The following is an 18,513-nucleotide window of genomic DNA, read 5'->3' on the forward strand; positions in this document are numbered from 1 at the left end:
CGAGACCGCAAGCCAGCGACCCGCACGCCTACATGAATCCTGTCCTGCTCTGGTTCCATCAACTCGGCTCGCCCTCCACCTTCGACCGCTTCGCGCGGCGCTGGGCGCCGTGGGGCTTCGGCCTCGGCCTGGCGACGATGGCGGTCGGTCTGTATGGCGCGCTGTACGTGGTGCCGGCCGATTACCAGCAGGGCGACAGCTTCCGCATCCTCTACATCCACGTGCCGAGCGCGTGGATGAGTCTGGCCGTGTTCGCGGCCATGGCGATATACGCCGCGATCGCACTCGTGTGGCGGATCAAGCTCTGCGAGATCCTCGCGATGGCCTGCGCGCCGATCGGCGCCGCGTTCACCGTGATCACGCTCGCCACCGGTTCGATCTGGGGCCGGCCGATGTGGGGCACCTGGTGGGACTGGGATCCGCGCCTGACCACCGAGCTGATCCTGCTGTTCCTGTATCTGGGCGTGATCGGCCTGTACGGCGCGATCGAGGACAAGCGCACCGCCGCGCGCGCGGCCGGCCTGCTGGCGATCGTCGGCGTCGTGCTGCTGCCGGTGATCCGCTATTCGGTGGTGTGGTGGGATTCGCTGCACCAGGGCCAGACGATCCGCGTGTTCGGCGAGTCGAGCATCGACGGCAGCATGCTGTGGCCGCTGCTGTGGATGGTGATCGGCACCAAGTTCTGGTTCGTCGGCTCGCTGCTGGCGCGCGCGCGCGCCGACAACCTGCGCCGCGAAGCCGGCAAGGACTGGGTGCGGGCGCTGATCGCGCCGACTGGAGATCGCGCATGACCTACATCGAATACGTCGTGGCCGCCTACGCGGTGTTCGCCGCCGTGCTGGCCTGGGATTTCGTCGCGCCGCGCATCCGCACCGCGCAGCTGCTGCGCGCGGTGCGCCTGCTGGCATCGCGCCGGGCTGCGGCGACGACGGTCGCCGCGGACGACACCGCCGAGCTGACCCGATGAATCCGGTCCGCCGCCGCCGTCTGCTGTTCGTCGTCGCGATCGTCGCGGCCAGCGCGCTGTCGATGACGCTGATCGCGTTCGCCCTGCAGCGCAACGTCTCCTATCTGTACACGCCGCACGAAGTGCTGGGCGGGATCGCGGGCGCCGCGGTGTCGTCGGGTGAGGCGCGGTTCCGCCTCGGCGGCATGGTCGCCGGCGGTTCGTTCTCGCGCGCGCAAGGCTCCATGGAAGCGCGCTTCCGCGTGACCGACGGCGATGCCGAACTGCCGGTGCGCTACACTGGCCTGTTGCCTGATCTGTTCCGCGAACACCAGGCGGTGATCGCGACCGGGCGCATGGACGGCGACACCTTCGTCGCCGAGCAGGTGCTCGCGCGCCACGACGAGACCTACGTGCCGAAAGAAGTTGCCGACAAGATGGGCCTCGCGCACGACAAGCACGGCATCGTGACGCCGGCCGACGCGGACGCCACGCAGTGATCGAAGGGGTGCGTGGCGCACATGCCGGAGTCGCCGATGCTGCCTGAGCTCGGCCAGATCGCGCTGTTGCTGGCGCTGATCGCCGCGACCCTGCAGACGGTGCTGCCGCTGCTCGGCGCGCAGCGCGGTCTCGCGCCGTGGATGGCGACCGCGCGTCCCGCGGCCTATGCGCAGTGGGCGCTGACGTTCGTCGCCTGGGCGATGCTGACCACCGCCTTCGTGCAACAGGATTTCTCGGTGCGCTACGTCGCCGAGAACTCGAACTCGCTGCTGCCGATGGTCTACCGCTTCACCGCGGTCTGGGGCGGCCACGAGGGTTCGCTGCTGCTGTGGGTGTTCGTGCTCGCGTGCTGGAACGCGGCGGTGGCGTGGTTCTCGCGCTCGTTGCCGGACGTGGTGCTGGCGCGCGTGCTCAGCGTCATGGGCGCGGTCTGCCTGGGCTTTCTAGCGTTCCTGATCTTCACCAGCAACCCGTTCGAACGCATCCTGCCGATGCCCCTCGAAGGCCGCGATCTGAATCCGCTGCTGCAGGATCCGGGGATGATCGTGCACCCGCCGATGCTCTACATCGGCTACTCGGGTTTCATGGTGCCGTTCGCCTTCGCGATCGCCGCGCTGCTCGACGGCAGGGTCGACGCGCACTGGCTGCGCTGGACGCGGCCGTGGACGAACGTGTCGTGGGCGTTTTTGACGATCGGCATCGCGCTCGGCTCGTGGTGGGCGTACTACGAACTCGGCTGGGGCGGCTGGTGGTTCTGGGATCCGGTCGAGAACGCCAGCTTCATGCCGTGGCTTGCCGGCGCGGCGCTGATCCATTCGCAGGCGGTGACCGAAAAACGCGGCAGTTTCCATGGCTGGACGCTGCTGCTGGCGATCGCGACGTTCTCGCTGTCGCTGCTCGGTGCATTCCTCGTGCGTTCGGGCGTGCTGACCAGCGTGCACAGCTTCGCCGCCGATCCCACGCGCGGGCTCTTCATCCTGGTGTTCCTCGGCCTCGTCGTCGGCGGTTCGCTGCTGCTGTACGCGCTGCGCGCACCCGATGGCCGCGACGGCAAACCGTTCGCGGCGACCTCGCGCGAAACCCTGCTGCTGGCGAACAATCTACTGCTGGTCGCGGCCTGCGCGATGGTGCTCCTGGGCACGCTGTATCCGCTGCTGGCTGATGCGTTGAATCTCGGCAAGATTTCGGTCGGCCCGCCCTACTTCGGGCTGCTGTTCCTGCTGCTGATGGCGCCGCTGGTGCTGTTGCTGCCGTTCGGTCCGCTGACCCGCTGGCAGAACGAAGACATGTCGAAGCTGCTGCGCATGCTGCTGCCGTGGGCGGCGCTCGCGCTGATCGCCGCGACCCTCGCGTTCTTCACCGCGCCGCAGGGGCCGTGGAAGGTGGCGATGGGCGTGGCCGGTGCGGTCTGGGTGGCCGGCGGCACGGCGCGATTCGTGTGGACGCGCCTGCGCGCGCCGGGTGGCCGGATGGGCGCGGAGATGACCGGCATGGTGCTCGGGCATCTGGGCATTTCGGTGTTCCTGATCGGCGCGCTGCTGGTCGAAGGCCTCAATGTGCAGCGCGAGGTCGCGCTGCTGCCGGGACAATCGCTGGAGATCGGCCGCGATGCCTTCGTGCTCGACAGCGTCGCGCATCACGTCGGCCCGAACTACGAATCCGACCGCGGCACGGTGCGGATGCTGCGCGACGACCGGCTGGTCACCACGCTGCATCCCGAGAAACGCACCTACGCCAGCGGCGGCCAGGTGATGACCGAGACGGCGATCCGTCCCGGCGTGTCGCGCGACGTCTACGTCGCGCTCGGTGAACCACTCGGCGGCGACGCCTGGGCGTTGCGCGTGCACATCAAACCCTTCGTGCGCTGGGTCTGGGCGGGCGCGTTCCTGATGGCGCTGGGCGGTTTCGTGACCGCAGCCGATCGCCGCTTCCGCCGGCCGCGTCGCGAGAAGACCGCATGAGCGCGCCCAGCGCCTCGCGCGCCCGCTGGCTGCCGTTGGTCGTCTTCGGCGTGATCCTCGCGCTGCTGGCCGCCGGCGTCTGGCTGAGCCGCAGTCCCGACCGCGACGCCCTGCCCTCGCCCCTGATCGGCAAGCCGGCGCCGGCATTCCGCTTGCCGGTGCTCGGCGCGCCGGAGCGCCTGGTCACGCAGGCCGATCTGCGCGGCGCGCCGTATCTGCTCAACGTCTGGGGCAGCTGGTGCCCGGGTTGCCGCGAGGAACATGCGGTAGTCAGCGCCTTTGCCAAGACCGGCCGCGTGCGCGTGATCGGCTTCAACTGGAAGGACGAACCCGAAGACGCGACGCGCTGGCTCGCGCAGTTCGGCAATCCCTACGCGCTCGTGCTCGCCGACTACGACGGCAAGGCCGCGATCGAATGGGGCATCTACGGCGCGCCGGAAACCTTCCTCGTCGATGGCGACGGCACGATCCTGTGGAAGCACGTCGGCCCGATGACCGATGCGACGATCCGCGAGCAGCTGATGCCCGTCGTCGAACAGCTGGAGGCGCCGTGATCCGCGCCGCGTTGCTCGCATTGCTGTTGTGCCTGACGTGGCCGCAGGCTGCGCGCGCGCAGGCCGCTGTCGATGCCGCGCCGTTGCGTTTCGAGGACACGGCCGAAGAACGCCGCTTCCACAGCCTCGTCGCCGAACTGCGCTGCGTGATGTGCCAGAACCAGTCGCTGGCCGATTCCAACGCGCAGATCGCCCACGACCTGCGCCGCGAAGTGCTGACGCTGATGCGCGAAGGACTGGACGACCCGGCGATCAAGGCGCATCTGGTCGCGCGCTATGGCGAGTTCGTGCTGTACCGCCCGCAGATCGGCCCGTCGACGTGGCTGCTGTGGTTCGGCCCGCTGCTGCTGCTCGGCGTCGGTGGTGTGGTGATCTGGCGCGTCGTCGCGTCGCGCCGGCAGGCCGCGCCGCTGCCGCCCGACGACACGGAGACCTGGTGATGCTGCTGTTCGTCGTGCTCGCGATCGTGCTGACGCTGGGGACCGTGGTCGCCTTGACCTGGGGGCTGCGCCGCGGCGCGTCGCGGGTGGCGATCGCGGTCACGCTGCTTGTGCCGGTGCTGGTGGCCGGCATGTACATGCTGGTGGGCACGCCGCAGGCGCTCGATCCCGCCGAGCTCGCCGCGCCCGATTCACTGGACGATGCGATCGCGCGTCTGGAAGCCGATCTGCAGCGCGATCCTCGGCAGCCCGAAGGCTGGCTGCTGCTGGGCCGCGCCTACGCCGGACTGGACCGGCACGCCGACGCGCGCGATGCGATCGCACGCGCTGCGAAGCTGCTGCCCGAGGACGACGCGGTGCAGGTCGAAGCCGCGCAGGCCAGCGCGCGCGCAGCGCCCGACCGGCGCTTCGATGCGGCGGCGGTCCGGACATTGCGCGATGTGCTCGCGCGCAATCCCGACCATCAGCATGCACGCTGGTATCTGGGCATCGCGCAGCGTCAGGCCGGCGACGATGCCGGCGCGGTCGCGACGTGGACGCCCTTGCTGCCGCTGCTCGATGGTGCCGCTGCCGACGCGCTGCGCACCCAGATCGCCGTCGCGCGCACTGCCGCCGGCATGCCTGTGGACGACGCATCGGCGACTACCGCAGCCCCCACGCCTGGCACGCATGCGTTACGCGTCCGCGTACGACTCGATCCTGCCGGCGCCACGCTGCCCGGCGACGCAACGGTGTTCGTCATCGCCCGCCAGCCCGGCGGTCCGCCGATGCCGTTCGCGGTGCAGCGGCATCCGGTGTCGGCGTTGCCGCTCGACATCGTGCTCGGCGACGGCGACAGCCCGATGCCGACCCAGCCGCTGTCGGCGCTCGATTCGGTGGAACTCGTCGCGCGCATCTCGCGCAGTGGCGATGCCGCACGCGCCGCAGGCGATCTCGAATCCGCACCGGTGCGAGTGACGTTGCCGGCGCGCGATCCGGTCGAGCTCGTCGTGCCCGTCGCCGCGACGCCCTGACCGGCGCCACACGCCGAGTCGCTACACTGGCGCGATGACCGAATTCATCCCGCCGGGCAGCCGCTTCATCGATCTGCCCTCGCCGTTCCCGATGAAGCGCGGTGGCGCGCTCCGCGGCGCCCGCATGGCCTACGAGACCTGGGGCACGCTCGACGCCGAACGCGGTAACGCGATCCTGATCGTCACCGGCCTGTCGCCCGACGCGCACGCTGCCAGCCACGCCGACGACACCACGCCCGGCTGGTGGGAGCCGATGCTCGGCCCCGGCAAACCGATCGATACCGACCGCTGGTTCGTGATCTGCGTGAACTCGCTCGGCAGCTGCAAGGGCTCCACCGGCCCGGCATCGAACAATCCCGACACCGGCGCGCCGTACCGGCTCGCGTTTCCGGAACTGTCGGTCGAAGACGGCGCCGACGCCGCTGCGCACGTCGTCGCCGCGCTCGGCATCGAACGGTTGGCCTGCGTGATCGGCAATTCGATGGGCGGCATGACCGCGCTCGCATTGCTCGCGCGCTTTCCGGGTCTCGCGCGCACGCACATCAACATCTGCGGCGCCGCGCGCGCATTGCCGTTCTCGATCGCGATCCGCTCGCTGCAGCGCGAGGCGATCCGCCTCGATCCGATGTGGCAGAACGGTGCCTACACCGACAGCGCCTATCCCGAGAGCGGCATGCGCATGGCGCGCAAGCTCGGCGTGATCACCTATCGCTCGGCGCTGGAATGGGACGGCCGCTTCGGCCGCGTGCGGCTGGAATCCGACCGCCGCGACGACGACGAGCCGTTCGGCCTCGAATTCGAAGTCGAGAGCTATCTCGAAGGCCATGCGCGCCGGTTCGTGCGCCGCTTCGATCCCAACTGCTATCTCTACCTCAGCCGCTCGATGGACTGGTTCGACATCGGCGAAAGCTGCGGCGGCAGCACCGACGACGGCCTGGCGACACTGCGCGTCGAACGCGCGCTCGCGATCGGCGTGCACACCGACATCCTGTTTCCGCTGCAGCAGCAACAGCAGATCGCCGACGGCCTGCGCGCCGGCGGTATCGACGCGACCTTCCTGCCGCTGGAATCGCCGCAGGGGCACGACGCGTTTCTCGTCGACATCGCGCGCTTCGGACCGGCGGTCGCGGATTTTCTTGCTGCGCTGCCGCCTGCACGTGCGCAGGTCGCGGGCTAGACTGCAGCAATGCGTTTCGAGTCCACCGCCACCGACATCCCCGACGTCGCCTTCCAGGGCCGCGACCGGATGATCGCAGCGATCGATGCGGCCATCGCGGCCGGCGACCACCACGCCGTCACCAGCGCGCTGCGCGGCGCCATGTGCGCGCTGATCCGCGATCCCGCGGTCGAACTGCCGGCCTGCACGCAGTTGCCGGTCGACGGCCACTACGCGCGTCGCGAGCTGTATCGCAGTCCTGCGCACGGCTACAGCATCGTCGCGATGACCTGGGCGCCCGGCCAGGGCACGCCGATTCACGACCACGACGGCCTGTGGTGCGTGGAAGGCATCTGGCGCGGCACGCTGGAAATCGCCCAGTACGAACTGCTCGAATCCGACGGCGAGCGATTCCGTTTCCGCGCGGCCTCGGGCATTCAGGCCGGTGTCGGCAGCGCCGGCAGCCTGATTCCGCCGCACGAGTACCACACGATCCGCAACGCCAGTGCCGAAGCCATCGCGGTGTCGTTGCACGTCTACCAGGCGCCGATCGAACATTGCGCGCGCTTCCGTCCCGAGGCGGACGACTGGTATCTGCGCTACGACGCCTCGCTGGCCGTCGACACCGTCGACTGATCGACGGCTGCAACGTCGCCCGTCGAAGGTGAACAGGGGGGCGCATCCCGCGACCCCAGCCGCTACAGTGGGCCGGCTCCCCCCGCCGCTCTCCGTCGAGGCCGATGACCCGATCGCTGCTGACCGCCTCCTTGGCGATGTTGCTTGCCGCCTGCGGCCAGTCCCCCACCGTGCCCGATGCCGATGGCCGCGCTGTCGATGCGCTGGTCGACGCGCAGTTCGATGCGTTCCTCGCCAACGATCCCGAAGCGATGACCGTGCTCGGCATCGACAGTCCGGATTCGCGCATCGCCGCCGGTCGCCTGACCGACGCGTCACTGGTCCACCGCGCCGAACTGCGTGACACGCTGGCCGCGAATCTCGCCGCGCTCGACGATATCGACGACGACGCCTTCGCGCCGCAGCAGCAACGCACGCTGGAAATGGCGCGCTGGTTCTACCGCAGCCAGGCCGATCTGCTCGGCTTCGACTGGTCGCCGGCATGGTTGCCGCTGGGCACGAATCTTTACGCCGTCGACCAGCTGTCGAGCATTCCGATGTCGCTGCCGGGCTTCTTCGAAAGCGCGCAGCCGGTGACCGGTGCGGCCGAGGCACGCAATTACGTCGCGCGACTGCATGCGGTGGCGACCAAGCTCGACCAGGTGCGCGACAACCTCGACCTGCAGGCGAGCCACGGTGTCGTGCCGCCGCGCATCGCACTCGAAGGCGCCGCGCTGCAGATCCGCGATCTGGTCCGCGTCGGCGTGGACAGCAGTCCGTTCGTGCAGGCGTTCGCCCGCAAGCTGGACGGCGCGCAGGGCATCGACGCCGCGCTGCGCGAGGAACTGTTGCGCGATGCGCGTGCGGCAATCGAGGACGCCACGCTGCCGGCCTACACGCGCCTGCTCGCGCGTATCGAAGCCGCCATCGCCACGCAGGATGCCGACAATGGCGTTTGGGCCTTGCCCGACGGCGACGACTACTATGCCGCGGCGCTGCGCTGGAACACCGGCGTCGGCATCGACGCGGCCCAGTTGCATGCCCTCGGACACGATGAAGTCAGCCGCATCCGCGGCGAGATGGCGGCGATCGTCCGCGACCGCCTGCCGCTGACCGGGGGCGAGGCGCCTGAGGCCGCGGAACCCGCGGACGGTGCGCCCGAAGACGGCGTTCCGCCCATCTCCGACGCCGACCGCGAGGCCTTGCGCGCATCGGTGCAGGCGCGCCTGGATGCGATCGAGGACGCGCTGCCCGGTTACTTCAGCGCACTGCCGACGCAACCACTCGAAGTCCAGCTGGCGCCGGCCTACGCGACCGGCAACGCCGCGGTCTACTACGTGCCGCCCGGCGGCGACGTGCGGCCCGGCGCCCTGGTGCTCGATGTCGCGCAGGTGCGTGCCCTGCCCGAAGGCGGGCTGCCGACGCTGGTCTATCACAACGGACTGCCCGGCCATCACCTGCAAGTCGGTCTCGCTCAGTCGCAGCTCGCGTTGCCGCGACTGCGGCGCAGTCTGGCGCCGACCGCGTTCACCGAAGGCTGGGCGATGTATGCCGAGCGGCTAGCGGTCGAGATGGGGGTCTACGACGACGATCCGCAGGGCGATCTCGGCCGCCTGCGCGCGGAGCTGGTGCACGCGGCGCGACTGGTCGTCGATACGGGCCTGCATTCCGAACGCTGGACGCTCGCGCAGGCGCAGACCTATCTGCGCGACGTCGCCGGGATGAGCGAGGCGCAGGCGCGCAGCGAAGCGCAGCGTCAGCTGGTGCGTCCAGGTCGCGCGTGCGCGCACACGGTCGGCCTGCACACGCTGCTCGCGCTGCGCGGACATGCGCGGCAGTCGCTGAAGAAGCGTTTCGACCTGCGCGCCTTCCACAGCGTGCTGCTGGAGAACGGCGCGTTGCCGCTGGACGTGGTGTCGCGCGCGGTCGATGCGTGGATCGCCGCGTCGAAGATCGCGGACGAAGGCGGCGCCGGCTGAGCCGACGCCCCGGCACCGAGGTCAGTCGGACAGCAGCTGCCTGACTTCGACCCGCAGCGTGCGGCCACCTTCGATCAGCCAGGCACGGCCGTCGACCACGATGCCGTCGCCGATGTGCGCTTTCTCCACCAGACCGTCCTCGACCGCGCCACCGGAGGCTGCATCGAAGCGGACCTGTTCGGGCATGCGCGACACCGGCTGCGGTACGTCGGGACGCAACGCGTCCGGCCGGCCTTCGACGTTGGACACCATGTAGCCGTTGGGACACGGCGCGCGCACGCAGCGGATGTTGCTCAGGTGCACGCGGAACACGCCTTCGGCGAGGCGCACCTCGCCGTTGGGCTGCGCCGGCACGGTGCGGCTGCCCGCCGGCAGCACGATCTCGCGTTCGGCGACCGGCTCGGCATCGGCGACGCGCTGGGCCGGCTGGCTCGCGCAGGCAGCGGCGGTCAACGGCAGCAGCACCGCGAACAGGATCCGCATACGACGCGCGCGCGCCGCCGACAGGCGCGTTCGCGCAGACATCCAGGCCGCCATCCCGTGCGGCTCGATTCGATCGTGCATGTGGCCTCCCGGGCTCCCGGCCCTGCGCCGGCTTGCGCATGATGCCGCCCCACATGTTTGGAGAACGCAAAGACGCCGGGATTCAGGCCGCCGCGCGCTTCCGCTATACTCCCGCGTCCGTGCCGGAGTGGCGGAATGGTAGACGCAGCGGACTCAAAATCCGCCGCCCTTAAAAGCGTGCGGGTTCGAGTCCCGCCTCCGGTACCAGTCGACGGCCCGCGCATGCGGGCCGTTGCCGTTGGGGCCGTCGCGAACGTCGTCGTGTGCCGCATCGAGTCTCGCATCGCCCACCCGGATGCTCGGCTAGCATGCGGGCATGTGCCTAATCGCCATCGCCTGGAACACCCGCCCCGATCTGCCACTCGCGCTGATCGCCAACCGCGACGAATTCCACGCGCGCCCGACCGCGGCCGCTGCGTTCGATCCGCAGCATCCCGACGTCTACGGCGGCCGTGATCTGGTGCAGGGCGGCAGCTGGCTGCTCGCCTCGTCGCGCGGGCGGCTTGCCGCAGTGACGAACGTGCGCGCCGGCAGCGCGCCGGAGGCGGCTGCGCTGTCGCGTGGCTGGCTGGTGCGCGACTTCGCGCAGGGCGAGGTATCGGCTGCCGACTTCGCGCAGGGCCTGTCGAGGACGGCGCGGGACTACGGCCGCTTCAATCTGCTGCTCTGGGATGGCGATGCGCTGTGGTTCGCCAGCAACCACCCGCGTTTCGATGCCGCGCCGGTTGCGCCGGGCCTGCATGCGATGTCCAACGGCGCCTTCGATGCGCCTTGGCCGAAGAGCACCGCGGCGACGCGGACGCTGGCCGACTGGCTGGAGACGACCGCGCCCGGCGCTCCGCTCGCGTCGATCGACGTTGCGGCGCTGGCACCGGTGTTCGCCGGGCTGCGGGATACGCGCACGGCGCCAGACGCGGCGCTTCCGGAGACCGGTGTCGGGCGCGCGCTGGAGCGACGTCTGTCGCCCGCCTTCATCGAAGATCGGCAGTACGGCACCCGGTGCAGCAGCGTGGTGCTGGTGGACACGGAACACGTGATGTTCTGCGAACGGCGTTTCGCTGCCGATGGCGCGGCGATCGGTACGACGCAGCAGCGGTTGGCGTTGCCAGCGCGCCAGCGCCCGCGCCGCTTCATACGCGTCCGGCTGCGACAACCCCTACCGGCGCCCTCAGTTCGAGGTCGCCTCGCAGCGCACCGGCGCATCGTTTTCCAGTGCCTGTTCCCAACCGTTCGGACTGCGCGTGGCGACGGTATTGTTGATGCAGCTCTCGCTCTCGCCCGCCTGGCGTGCGGTCATCGGTCCCGACAGGCGACGTGCGCCATCATTCACCGGCGTCGCCGCGGCCGACGGTGCCTCGCCCGCAGTGTCGGGCTGCGCGAGCTGGGCAGCGTCTGGATTCGGAGCTTCGACCACCGGCTCGGGCTGTGCGACGGGTGCGTACAGTGCCGGCGCCGTCTCGACCGGCGCAGTGGTCTGAACCGGTGGCGTGTCGACCGGCGCGGGCGTCTGTGCGACCACCGCCGGCGGCGCGTCGTCGAAGCGGTCGCGGAGCATGCCGCCGATCGCATCGGCGACGAGGCTGCCCACCAGCACGGCGAGCGCGATCGGCAGAAAGAAGGCCCAGGGGGATACGGCATCACGGTCGTAGCGCATCGACGGCTCCAGTGACCTCGGGAACACACCGGCCTCTCGGACTGCCGGATGTGCGAAAGGCCCAGTCTGCCGGATGTCTCCGGCCGGCCGGGCCTTCCAGTGCCGGAGCGTCTGCGGTCGGCCTTGCCGTCCGGGGTCTGCTTCGACGCCACGAAGCTAGCGCCGGATCCGTTATCGACCCGTCAACACCTTCGACCGTCCGTCGGCAGGCTCAGGGGCGCGGCCAAGGCCACCAGCCGCGGCCGGTCAGGGCGTAACGATCGGCGGCACGCTCGAAGCGGTTGCGCACGCTGACCCCGCCGAAGACCAGATACATCGGCAGGAACAGCGGCCCGAGCACCATGTACTGGTAGACATGCGCGCGTTCGTGGTCGGCCAGCTGGATCGGCGCGTCCTCGCACCAGGCCGCGCGGTGCGCGTAGGTCGTGCAGCGCACGTCCAGCGAGTCGCCGGTATGCAGGATCACGTTGCCGAACGTGATCGCCCCGCCCGGGCCCCAGGGCCAGCGGTCGAACACCAGTGCGAGATCGTCGCGACGCCAGCGGCAGTGCGCACCGAAGGGCAGGCCCGCGAGCCCGCCGACGAGGCCGATCAGCGTGTTGGGCACCGTCCACACCGCGCCGAGCGCCAGGGCCGCGACGCGCACCACCGGATGCACGCTCAGCCCTCGCCTTCCGGCATCAGCATCCACAGCAGCAGGTAGACGAGGAGGCCTGGGAACGCGGCCGACACCACCGACACGATGACAAACAGCGCGCGCACGATCGTCGGATTCCACCCGTAGCGCCGGGCAATGCCGCCGACGACGCCGGCGATCACGCGATCCTCGCGCGTGCGGCTCAATGTGGGCGTCGACATCAGCGCGCGCCCCCGGATCGCAGGCGCATCATGCGCGCTGCGCCAGCCAGTCGTGGATCGCCGACGGCACCTGGGTCTGCGCGCGACCCGACACGTAGATGCCGATGTGTCCGCCGCGGAACGACAGTTCCGAATAGTCCTGCGTGCCGACGAGCCCGCGCAGCGCGCGCGACGCATCCGGCGGCACCAGATGGTCCTGCTCGGCGAAGATGTTGAGCACCGGCATCTCGACCAGCCCCAGATGCACTTCGCGATCGCCGATGACGATGCCGCCATTGACGAAGCCGTTGCCCTGGTAGAACTGCTTGATGTACTGGCGGAAGGTTTCGCCGGCCTGGTCGGGCGAATCGAAGATCCACTTCTCCATGCGCAGGAAATCCTCCAGCGCCGGTGCGTCGTCGAGGATGTCGACCACGCCCACGTATTTCTGCACCAGCAGCCGCCACGGCTTCAGCGTGAGGTAGCACGCGTTCATCATGTCGGCCGGCACGTTACCGAGCGTGTCGACGAACAGGTCGACGTCGAGATCGCGCGTCCAGTGCGCGAGCATGTTGTCGTCGGTGTGGAAATCCACCGGCGTGACCATCGTGATCAGATTGCGCACGCGCTCGGGATGCAGCGCGGCGTAGCTCAGTGCGAACGTGCCGCCCTGGCAGATGCCGAGCAGGTTGATCGCATCGAGCCCTGCGCTGCGACGCAGGTGATCCACCGCGCCACCGAGAAAGCGTTCGATGTAGTCCTCGAGCATCAGGAAGCGATCGGAGCGGTCCGGGTAGCCCCAGTCGAGGATGTAGACATCCTCGCCGCGCTCGAGCAGACCTTTCACGATCGACCGGTTGTGCTGCAGATCGACCATGTACGGCCGGTTGACCAGTGCGTAGGCGATCAGCAGCGGCACGCGCGCGGTCGGCGCCTTTTCGCCGATGAAGCGGTACAGCACGACCTTGCCGTCGCGCCAGACTTCCTGCTTCGTGGTTGCGCCGTAGTCGAAATCACCGACCTCGCGCAGCGTGCGCAGGCCGACGCCCAGCTTCTGCTGCATGCGCGCGGCTTCGTCGGCGATGCGATCGGGTGTGATGTGCAGCGGTCCGGCCATGGTCAGCGCTTCCCTTTACGCGGCTTGCCGCCCTTGCCCTGCAGGGGCTCGGGCGCGATCGGAATCGGCGAGACGAAACCGAGGTTGGGCAGGCTGGCGACGCGCGTCGGCGCGCGCGCAGTCTTGCGTGACGCGCGCGCCGGTGTGGCAGGTGCCGGCGTCGTGCGACGGGCGGATCGCGTGCTGCGCGCGGACGTCTTCGCGGCCGCGACAGGACTGCGACCGCGGGTGCTGGCTGCGGATCGCGACTTCGCTGCCGGTGCAGGCTTCGAGACGGTCGTCTTCGCAGGTGGCCTCTTCGCGACAGCCTTCTTTGCCGGTGCGACTTTCTTGCCAGGTGTTTTCGTGACGGCACGTTTTGTCGTGGACTTCTTCGCAGCGACCTTTTTGGCTGCAGTCTTCTTGACCGCAACCTTCTTCGCCGCCGACTTCTTCGCAGGCGCCCGTCTCACGGTTGCCCGCTTCGCAGCCGGTTGCGCCGGGGCTGCGTCTTCTGCTGCAACACGCGACTTCGACGCCGCCGGATCGGGCGCCGGCGTCACGACACGCGTCGGCCCCGCAGGGCGACGCGGCGGCGCGGTCGAGGTGGCGGTCGCATGCGCGCCCGCACCATCGACGGCATCGAGACGATCCCGCACGCGACGCAGCGCACGTTCGAGATCGGCGATCTTGCGATGCGCGCCATCGAGTTCGGTGCGCGTCGGCAGGTCGAGCACGCGGCAGGCCTGTTCAACCTCGCGCTGCACGGCCTGGCGCAGACGCATCTGGCCCGCGACCATATCGGCGTAGGCCTTGCGGAACGCGGGCGACAGCGCGACATCCGCGTAGGCCTCTTCGGCAGCATCGATCCACAGATCGAACAGCGCGCGCGGCGTTTCGATCGGCGTCGCCGGATCACGCGCGGCGAGCTTGCGTTCAAAGATGCCGAACGCAGCCGTCGAAGCCTGCATCAGCAACGTCTGGTAATCCTGCTGGCTGCGCTGATGGTCGGCGAATGCGCGACCCAGGTGCTGCCAGCGCTCCTGATGCTCGCGGGTCAGGCCGAATGTCGGCAGCGAGAACGCATCGCGTCCGCTGCCACCCAGCGCCTGGCTCGCGCCTGCCGCGTCGAACCAGGGCTTGAGCCGCTGCAGCCACGTGTCCCAGCCTTCGATGCCCGGCCCCTGCAGGCCGGCGAACATGGTGCCGACCGGATTGCCGCCCATCGCCTCGCGCCAGGCAGCGGTAATTGCCTCGGGCGAGGCCTCGCGGCCCACGAATCCCGCCGCGACACGCTGCATCTGTTCGAGCCAGGGGCCCGCCATCGACTGCAGCTGCCGCAATGCATCGGTGCCGGCATCGGGCGGCGGTGCGGCGCCCTTGAACCACTGCGTGGGATCGCCCCACGGCATGGCGCCCGCGCTCGACGGCGCTGCGCCCATCGGGTTCCAGTCGTTGCCCGGCATCGTGCGCTGCAAGGCATCGCGCCACGCATCCCAGTAACGGCGCGCGAGGCGCTCCAGATCCGCGACCTGCGCGTCCGGTCCCTGTCCCATGTTGAACATCGTCGACTCCTGCGAACCGCGTTCGATCATAGCAACGCCACGCGGCGCCGACGGGTCAGAACTTGGGAATGCGCAGCGTCTTGCTGACCATCATCGCGCCGGAGGCGGCGAAGACCAGCACCAGCGGATGCAGCAGCCACGGGCCGAGACGCATTTCGCCGAGCCACAGGGCCTCACCGATGCTGCCCTGCCAGGCGGCGACCGCGAGCAGCACCACCAGCAGCAGGCTCGACGGAATCGGCGTGCCCTCGAAGAACTTCACCTTGTCGCTGCCCTGCGACAGGGTCTCGGCGGTCACGTTGTAGCGCGCGAGGCGGCTGACGCCGCAGCAGACGAAGCCGGCGAGCACGAGCACATCCCACCCGCCCTGCATGCCGCAGGCATAGGCCAGCGCGGCCGGCGCGACGCCGAAGGAGATGACGTCTGCCAGCGAATCGAGTTCGCGGCCCAGCGTGGAGGCGACCTTGCGCCAGCGTGCGATGCGGCCGTCGAGCGCGTCGAAGATGAAGGCCAGCGGGATCAGCGCCATGCCGACCAGCAGATCGCGCACGCTGCCGTCCTGCAGATAGCGCATCGCAGCGAACACCGCACCGGTGCCGCAGAAGGCGTTGCCCAGCGTGAACCAGTCGGCCAGCTGGAAGTCGCGGAGCATCGAGAAATGGCGGGGTCGGGACATCGGGGCTCCAGAGGACGGCGTCGGGCGATGGTGACGGGATGGCCCATGCGGGCGCGTGAGTATTGACAGAAAGATATCAATTGGATATCAAATCCAAAACCCATCCGAGGACGCCGCGATGCAAGAAAACCCGATCCGCTCCCTGCCCGGCATCCCGGTCCTGCTGGTCCAGCTGGCGGTCCTCGCCCTGTGCGCGTGGACGCTGACGGGCAGCGGCGGCGTCCTGCCGGTCGTCGCGATCGTCGTCGCCCTGGCGACCGCGTTCACCCTGATCGGCCACTACATGATCGAACCCAACCAGGCCGCGGTGCTGAGCCTGTTCGGCAACTACGTGGGCACGGTCAAGGACGCCGGTCTGCGCTGGAACAACCCGTTCCTGACCAAGAAGAAAGTCTCGCTGCGCGTGCGCAACTTCGAGAGCGGCCGGCTCAAGGTCAACGAACTCGAAGGCAGCCCGATCGAAATCGCCGCGGTCATCGTCTGGCGCGTCGTCGATTCGGCCGAAGCCGTGTTCAACGTCGACGACTACGAGAGCTTCGTGCACATCCAGTCCGAAGCGGCGTTGCGCGCGATGGCGACCAGCTATCCCTACGACCAGCACGAGGACGATCAGATCTCGCTGCGCAGCCATCCCACCGAGATCTCCGATCGTCTGAAGGAACATCTCGACGAGCGCCTGACCGCGGCCGGCGTCGACGTACTCGACGCACGCATCAGCCACCTCGCCTACGCGCCGGAAATCGCCCACGCGATGCTGCAGCGTCAGCAGGCGAACGCGGTCATCGCCGCGCGTACGCGCATCGTGGCCGGCGCGGTCGGCATGGTCGAAATGGCGCTGATGGAGTTGCAGAAGAGCGGCGTCGTCACGCTGGACGAGGAGCGCAAGGCGGCGATGGTCAGCAACCTGCTGGTCGTGCTGTGCGGCGATCGCGGCACCCAGCCGATCATCAACACGGGCTCGCTGTACTGATGGCGTCGCATCACCTCGCCGCGATCGTATTCGCGCTGATGGCGGTGCCGGCGTTCGTGTCGGCGCGCTGGCTCGTGCAGGGGCGCCTGCCGCTGTCGAGCGGCAGCGGTGGCATGACGGTGCGCGACAAGGCCGTGCTCGACAACACGCTCGCACGGCTGCTGCGCATGATCGGCCTGGCGATGCTGGCCACGGCGCTCGGCCTCGCGCTGTGGGGCGATCAGGAGCGGCGCCTGCTCGTGCTGATCGTGGTGATGTTCATCGCGGTCAATGGCCTGGCGGCCGCGTGCATCTTCACCGTCGCCAGCGCCAAGCGCCGCGCGCGAGGCGGTCGCGGGTGAGCGACAAGAAGGCCTATCCGCTGCGCATCAACGCCGCGATCCTCGCGGCCGTGCAGCGCTGGGCCGACGACGATCTGCGCAGTGCCAACGCGCAGATCGAATTCCTGCTGCGCGAGGCGCTGCGACGCGCGGGCCGTATCGCGCCGGCATCCGAACCCGAAGGACCGAAGGACACAGAGCATGAGTGAGCGTTGGCAATACAAGGTAGAGGAGATCAAGGTGAGCCTGCTGGGCGGGATCAAGCCGACGGACATCGAGGCGCGCCTGCAATCACTGGGCCTGCAGGGCTGGGAACTGGTCAACGCCGTGTACGCCGCGCCGGTCGGCCCCACGCTGCTGTTCCTCAAGAAACGCGCATGAGCGCGACCTTGAACGCGCCGCGTCCGCGGCAGGACCTGCGCATTGCGGTCCTGCTCGCCGCCGCTGCCGCAGTCGCCACGCTCGCGGTCATCCCCTATCTGCTGCAGATCGATCCTGCGCGCATGACCGGCGGCGGCGCGATCCCGCTGCCGGCGCTGATCGCGATCCAGGCGATGTCGATGTTCATCCTCTGCGCCCTGCTCGCCTGGGGCGGCCTGCGCATGGGCCACCGCGTCGGTCTCGGCGCGCCGCTGCTGCAGCATTGGGTCAGCCGGCATGGCGATGCGCGGATCCGCGATCGCACACCCTGGCAGTCGCTCGGGCTGGGCGTCGCGGTCGCGATCGCGATTCTCGTGCTGTCGCGCGTGCTCGATCCGCTGCTGTTGCCGGACACGGACGTCCAGATGACCGACATCATCGGGGCGCGCAGCGCGCTCTACGGGCTGATGGCCTCGTTCTACGGCGGCATCGTCGAAGAGCTGCAGCTGCGCCTGTTCCTGATGACGCTGATCGCGTGGGCCGCGACCTGGCTGCTGCGCAGGCGCGCCGGCTTCGACGGCACATTGTCGCCGCGCGTGGCATGGGCCGCGATCCTGATCGCCGCACTCTTGTTTGGACTCGGACATCTGCCGGCGGCATCGATGGTCTGGGGCCTCGACGCGGGCGTCGTCGCGCGCACGCTGCTGCTCAACGGCATCGGTGGTGTCGTGTTCGGCTGGCTGTACTGGAAGCGCGGCTTCGAAATGGCCGTGCTGTCCCATTTCGCCGCCGATCTGGTGCTGCATGCGCTGGTGCCGCTGCTGCTGCCGCAGGGCGTACTTTAGAAGGTCAGCTTCACTCCGTTTCATTCCAGATTTCAACGAAAGGACTCGATCATGCGTACCCGTTCCCTGCTGCTTGCTGCCCTGCTCTGCGCCACGACGGGCAGCGCGATTGCGCAGACCGCGACCTCCGATGCCGAAGCCACTGCGGCCCGCGTGCTCGAACAACTGGACGCAGGCGATTACGCGGCGGTCACCGCCACATTCGATCCGCAGATGACCGCTGCGCTCAGTGCCGATGCATTGCGCCAGGTGCAGACGCAGATCGAAGCCGCCGGGCCGGTCACCTCACGCGATACGCCCCGGGTGACGCGACAGCAGGGCATGACGGTGGTGGTCACACGCATCCATCGCGCCCAGGCCAGTCTGGATGCGACCGTCGCACTCGATGCCGAAGGTCGCGTGGCCGGCCTGCATTTCGCACCGGTCACCGCGTCGCCCTGACGGCGCGCTGCGGCGCCGCT

Annotated in this window: 23 protein-coding genes and 1 tRNA gene; 18 read left to right on the plus strand and 6 right to left on the minus strand. The window is 69.3% G+C overall.

Going from position 1 to position 18,513, the window contains the following annotated elements; translation table 11 throughout:
• Nucleotides 1-32 precede the first annotated feature (32 nt).
• From ccmC to AC3A5T_RS14535, 10 genes are all read left to right on the plus strand, one after another.
• The gene (gene ccmC, locus AC3A5T_RS14490; protein WP_487629154.1) at nt 33-791 is read left to right on the plus strand and encodes a heme ABC transporter permease CcmC; all 759 of its coding nucleotides are present in this window, start codon (nt 33-35) and stop codon (nt 789-791) included.
• Nucleotides 788-967, plus strand: a complete 180-nt coding sequence (ccmD, locus tag AC3A5T_RS14495; RefSeq protein ID WP_332076752.1) for a heme exporter protein CcmD — start codon at nt 788-790, stop codon at nt 965-967. The genes ccmC and ccmD overlap by 4 nt, the downstream gene beginning before the upstream one ends.
• Nucleotides 964-1,446: a cytochrome c maturation protein CcmE gene (gene ccmE / locus AC3A5T_RS14500; protein WP_332076751.1), complete on the plus strand. Its 483-nt coding sequence runs from the start codon at nt 964-966 to the stop codon at nt 1,444-1,446. The genes ccmD and ccmE overlap by 4 nt, the downstream gene beginning before the upstream one ends.
• Nucleotides 1,447-1,482: 36 nt before the next feature.
• On the plus strand, nt 1,483-3,408 hold the full coding sequence (locus tag AC3A5T_RS14505; protein WP_487629155.1) for a heme lyase CcmF/NrfE family subunit: 1,926 nt from the start codon (nt 1,483-1,485) through the stop codon (nt 3,406-3,408).
• On the plus strand, nt 3,405-3,962 hold the full coding sequence (locus AC3A5T_RS14510) for a DsbE family thiol:disulfide interchange protein (protein ID WP_487629156.1): 558 nt from the start codon (nt 3,405-3,407) through the stop codon (nt 3,960-3,962). The genes AC3A5T_RS14505 and AC3A5T_RS14510 overlap by 4 nt, the downstream gene beginning before the upstream one ends.
• Nucleotides 3,959-4,402, plus strand: coding sequence for a cytochrome c-type biogenesis protein (locus AC3A5T_RS14515; protein WP_487629157.1), 444 nt, complete (start codon nt 3,959-3,961; stop codon nt 4,400-4,402). Before AC3A5T_RS14510 ends, AC3A5T_RS14515 begins: the two co-directional genes overlap by 4 nt.
• Entirely contained in the window at nt 4,402-5,415 is a 1,014-nt protein-coding gene (locus AC3A5T_RS14520) for a tetratricopeptide repeat protein (RefSeq protein WP_487629158.1), read from the plus strand. The genes AC3A5T_RS14515 and AC3A5T_RS14520 overlap by 1 nt, the downstream gene beginning before the upstream one ends.
• Before the next feature lie 34 nt (nt 5,416-5,449).
• Nucleotides 5,450-6,592: a homoserine O-acetyltransferase MetX gene (gene metX, locus AC3A5T_RS14525; RefSeq protein ID WP_487629159.1), complete on the plus strand. Its 1,143-nt coding sequence runs from the start codon at nt 5,450-5,452 to the stop codon at nt 6,590-6,592.
• Nucleotides 6,593-6,601: 9 nt separating this feature from the next.
• Nucleotides 6,602-7,207, plus strand: coding sequence for a cysteine dioxygenase family protein (locus AC3A5T_RS14530; RefSeq protein WP_487629160.1), 606 nt, complete (start codon nt 6,602-6,604; stop codon nt 7,205-7,207).
• A 104-nt stretch (nt 7,208-7,311) separates the two neighbouring features.
• Entirely contained in the window at nt 7,312-9,165 is a 1,854-nt protein-coding gene (locus AC3A5T_RS14535) for a DUF885 domain-containing protein (protein WP_487629161.1), read from the plus strand.
• A 21-nt stretch (nt 9,166-9,186) separates the two neighbouring features.
• On the opposite strand, the gene AC3A5T_RS14540 is transcribed toward AC3A5T_RS14535, so the two are convergent.
• The gene (locus tag AC3A5T_RS14540) at nt 9,187-9,690 is read right to left on the minus strand and encodes a hypothetical protein (RefSeq protein ID WP_487629162.1); all 504 of its coding nucleotides are present in this window, start codon (nt 9,688-9,690) and stop codon (nt 9,187-9,189) included.
• Between the two features lie 160 nt (nt 9,691-9,850).
• Between AC3A5T_RS14540 and AC3A5T_RS14545 the strand changes: the two genes are divergently transcribed.
• Together AC3A5T_RS14545 and AC3A5T_RS14550 are read left to right on the plus strand one after the other, a co-directional pair.
• Nucleotides 9,851-9,936, plus strand: a tRNA-Leu gene (locus AC3A5T_RS14545).
• Nucleotides 9,937-10,045: 109 nt separating this feature from the next.
• Entirely contained in the window at nt 10,046-11,398 is a 1,353-nt protein-coding gene (locus AC3A5T_RS14550) for an NRDE family protein (protein WP_487629163.1), read from the plus strand.
• Between the two features lie 196 nt (nt 11,399-11,594).
• On the opposite strand, the gene AC3A5T_RS14555 is transcribed toward AC3A5T_RS14550, so the two are convergent.
• The 5 genes from AC3A5T_RS14555 to AC3A5T_RS14575 are packed head-to-tail and all read right to left on the minus strand — an operon-like array spanning nt 11,595 to nt 15,557.
• On the minus strand, nt 11,595-12,029 hold the full coding sequence (locus AC3A5T_RS14555; RefSeq protein WP_332076741.1) for a hypothetical protein: 435 nt from the start codon (nt 12,027-12,029) through the stop codon (nt 11,595-11,597).
• 14 nt (nt 12,030-12,043) lie between these two features.
• Nucleotides 12,044-12,241, minus strand: coding sequence for a PspC domain-containing protein (locus AC3A5T_RS14560; protein ID WP_487629164.1), 198 nt, complete (start codon nt 12,239-12,241; stop codon nt 12,044-12,046).
• Between the two features lie 28 nt (nt 12,242-12,269).
• Nucleotides 12,270-13,337: a class III poly(R)-hydroxyalkanoic acid synthase subunit PhaC gene (gene phaC, locus AC3A5T_RS14565; RefSeq protein ID WP_487629165.1), complete on the minus strand. Its 1,068-nt coding sequence runs from the start codon at nt 13,335-13,337 to the stop codon at nt 12,270-12,272.
• Between the two features lie 2 nt (nt 13,338-13,339).
• The gene (gene phaE, locus AC3A5T_RS14570) at nt 13,340-14,881 is read right to left on the minus strand and encodes a class III poly(R)-hydroxyalkanoic acid synthase subunit PhaE (protein WP_487629166.1); all 1,542 of its coding nucleotides are present in this window, start codon (nt 14,879-14,881) and stop codon (nt 13,340-13,342) included.
• A 55-nt stretch (nt 14,882-14,936) separates the two neighbouring features.
• A complete protein-coding gene (locus AC3A5T_RS14575) occupies nt 14,937-15,557 on the minus strand; it encodes a CDP-alcohol phosphatidyltransferase family protein (protein WP_487629167.1) in 621 nt (206 codons plus the stop codon).
• A 118-nt stretch (nt 15,558-15,675) separates the two neighbouring features.
• On the opposite strand from AC3A5T_RS14575, the gene AC3A5T_RS14580 reads away from it, so the two are divergent.
• Genes AC3A5T_RS14580 through AC3A5T_RS14605 form a run of 6 tightly spaced genes read left to right on the plus strand, consistent with a single transcriptional unit; the run spans nt 15,676 to nt 18,493 of the window.
• Complete coding sequence (locus AC3A5T_RS14580; protein WP_332076737.1) at nt 15,676-16,527, plus strand: SPFH domain-containing protein; 852 nt, start codon at nt 15,676-15,678, stop codon at nt 16,525-16,527.
• Nucleotides 16,527-16,868 (plus strand): hypothetical protein, encoded by a 342-nt coding sequence (locus AC3A5T_RS14585; protein ID WP_487629168.1) that lies wholly within the window; start codon nt 16,527-16,529, stop codon nt 16,866-16,868. The genes AC3A5T_RS14580 and AC3A5T_RS14585 overlap by 1 nt, the downstream gene beginning before the upstream one ends.
• On the plus strand, nt 16,865-17,056 hold the full coding sequence (locus AC3A5T_RS14590) for a type II toxin-antitoxin system antitoxin (protein ID WP_332076735.1): 192 nt from the start codon (nt 16,865-16,867) through the stop codon (nt 17,054-17,056). The genes AC3A5T_RS14585 and AC3A5T_RS14590 overlap by 4 nt, the downstream gene beginning before the upstream one ends.
• Entirely contained in the window at nt 17,049-17,228 is a 180-nt protein-coding gene (locus AC3A5T_RS14595; RefSeq protein ID WP_332076734.1) for a DUF4177 domain-containing protein, read from the plus strand. Before AC3A5T_RS14590 ends, AC3A5T_RS14595 begins: the two co-directional genes overlap by 8 nt.
• On the plus strand, nt 17,225-18,052 hold the full coding sequence (locus tag AC3A5T_RS14600) for a CPBP family glutamic-type intramembrane protease (RefSeq protein ID WP_487629169.1): 828 nt from the start codon (nt 17,225-17,227) through the stop codon (nt 18,050-18,052). Before AC3A5T_RS14595 ends, AC3A5T_RS14600 begins: the two co-directional genes overlap by 4 nt.
• Before the next feature lie 51 nt (nt 18,053-18,103).
• A complete protein-coding gene (locus AC3A5T_RS14605) occupies nt 18,104-18,493 on the plus strand; it encodes a DUF3887 domain-containing protein (protein ID WP_487629170.1) in 390 nt (129 codons plus the stop codon).
• Nucleotides 18,494-18,513 lie beyond the last annotated feature (20 nt).

It is taken from the genome of Luteimonas sp. Soil_C_16, from assembly GCF_057657295.1.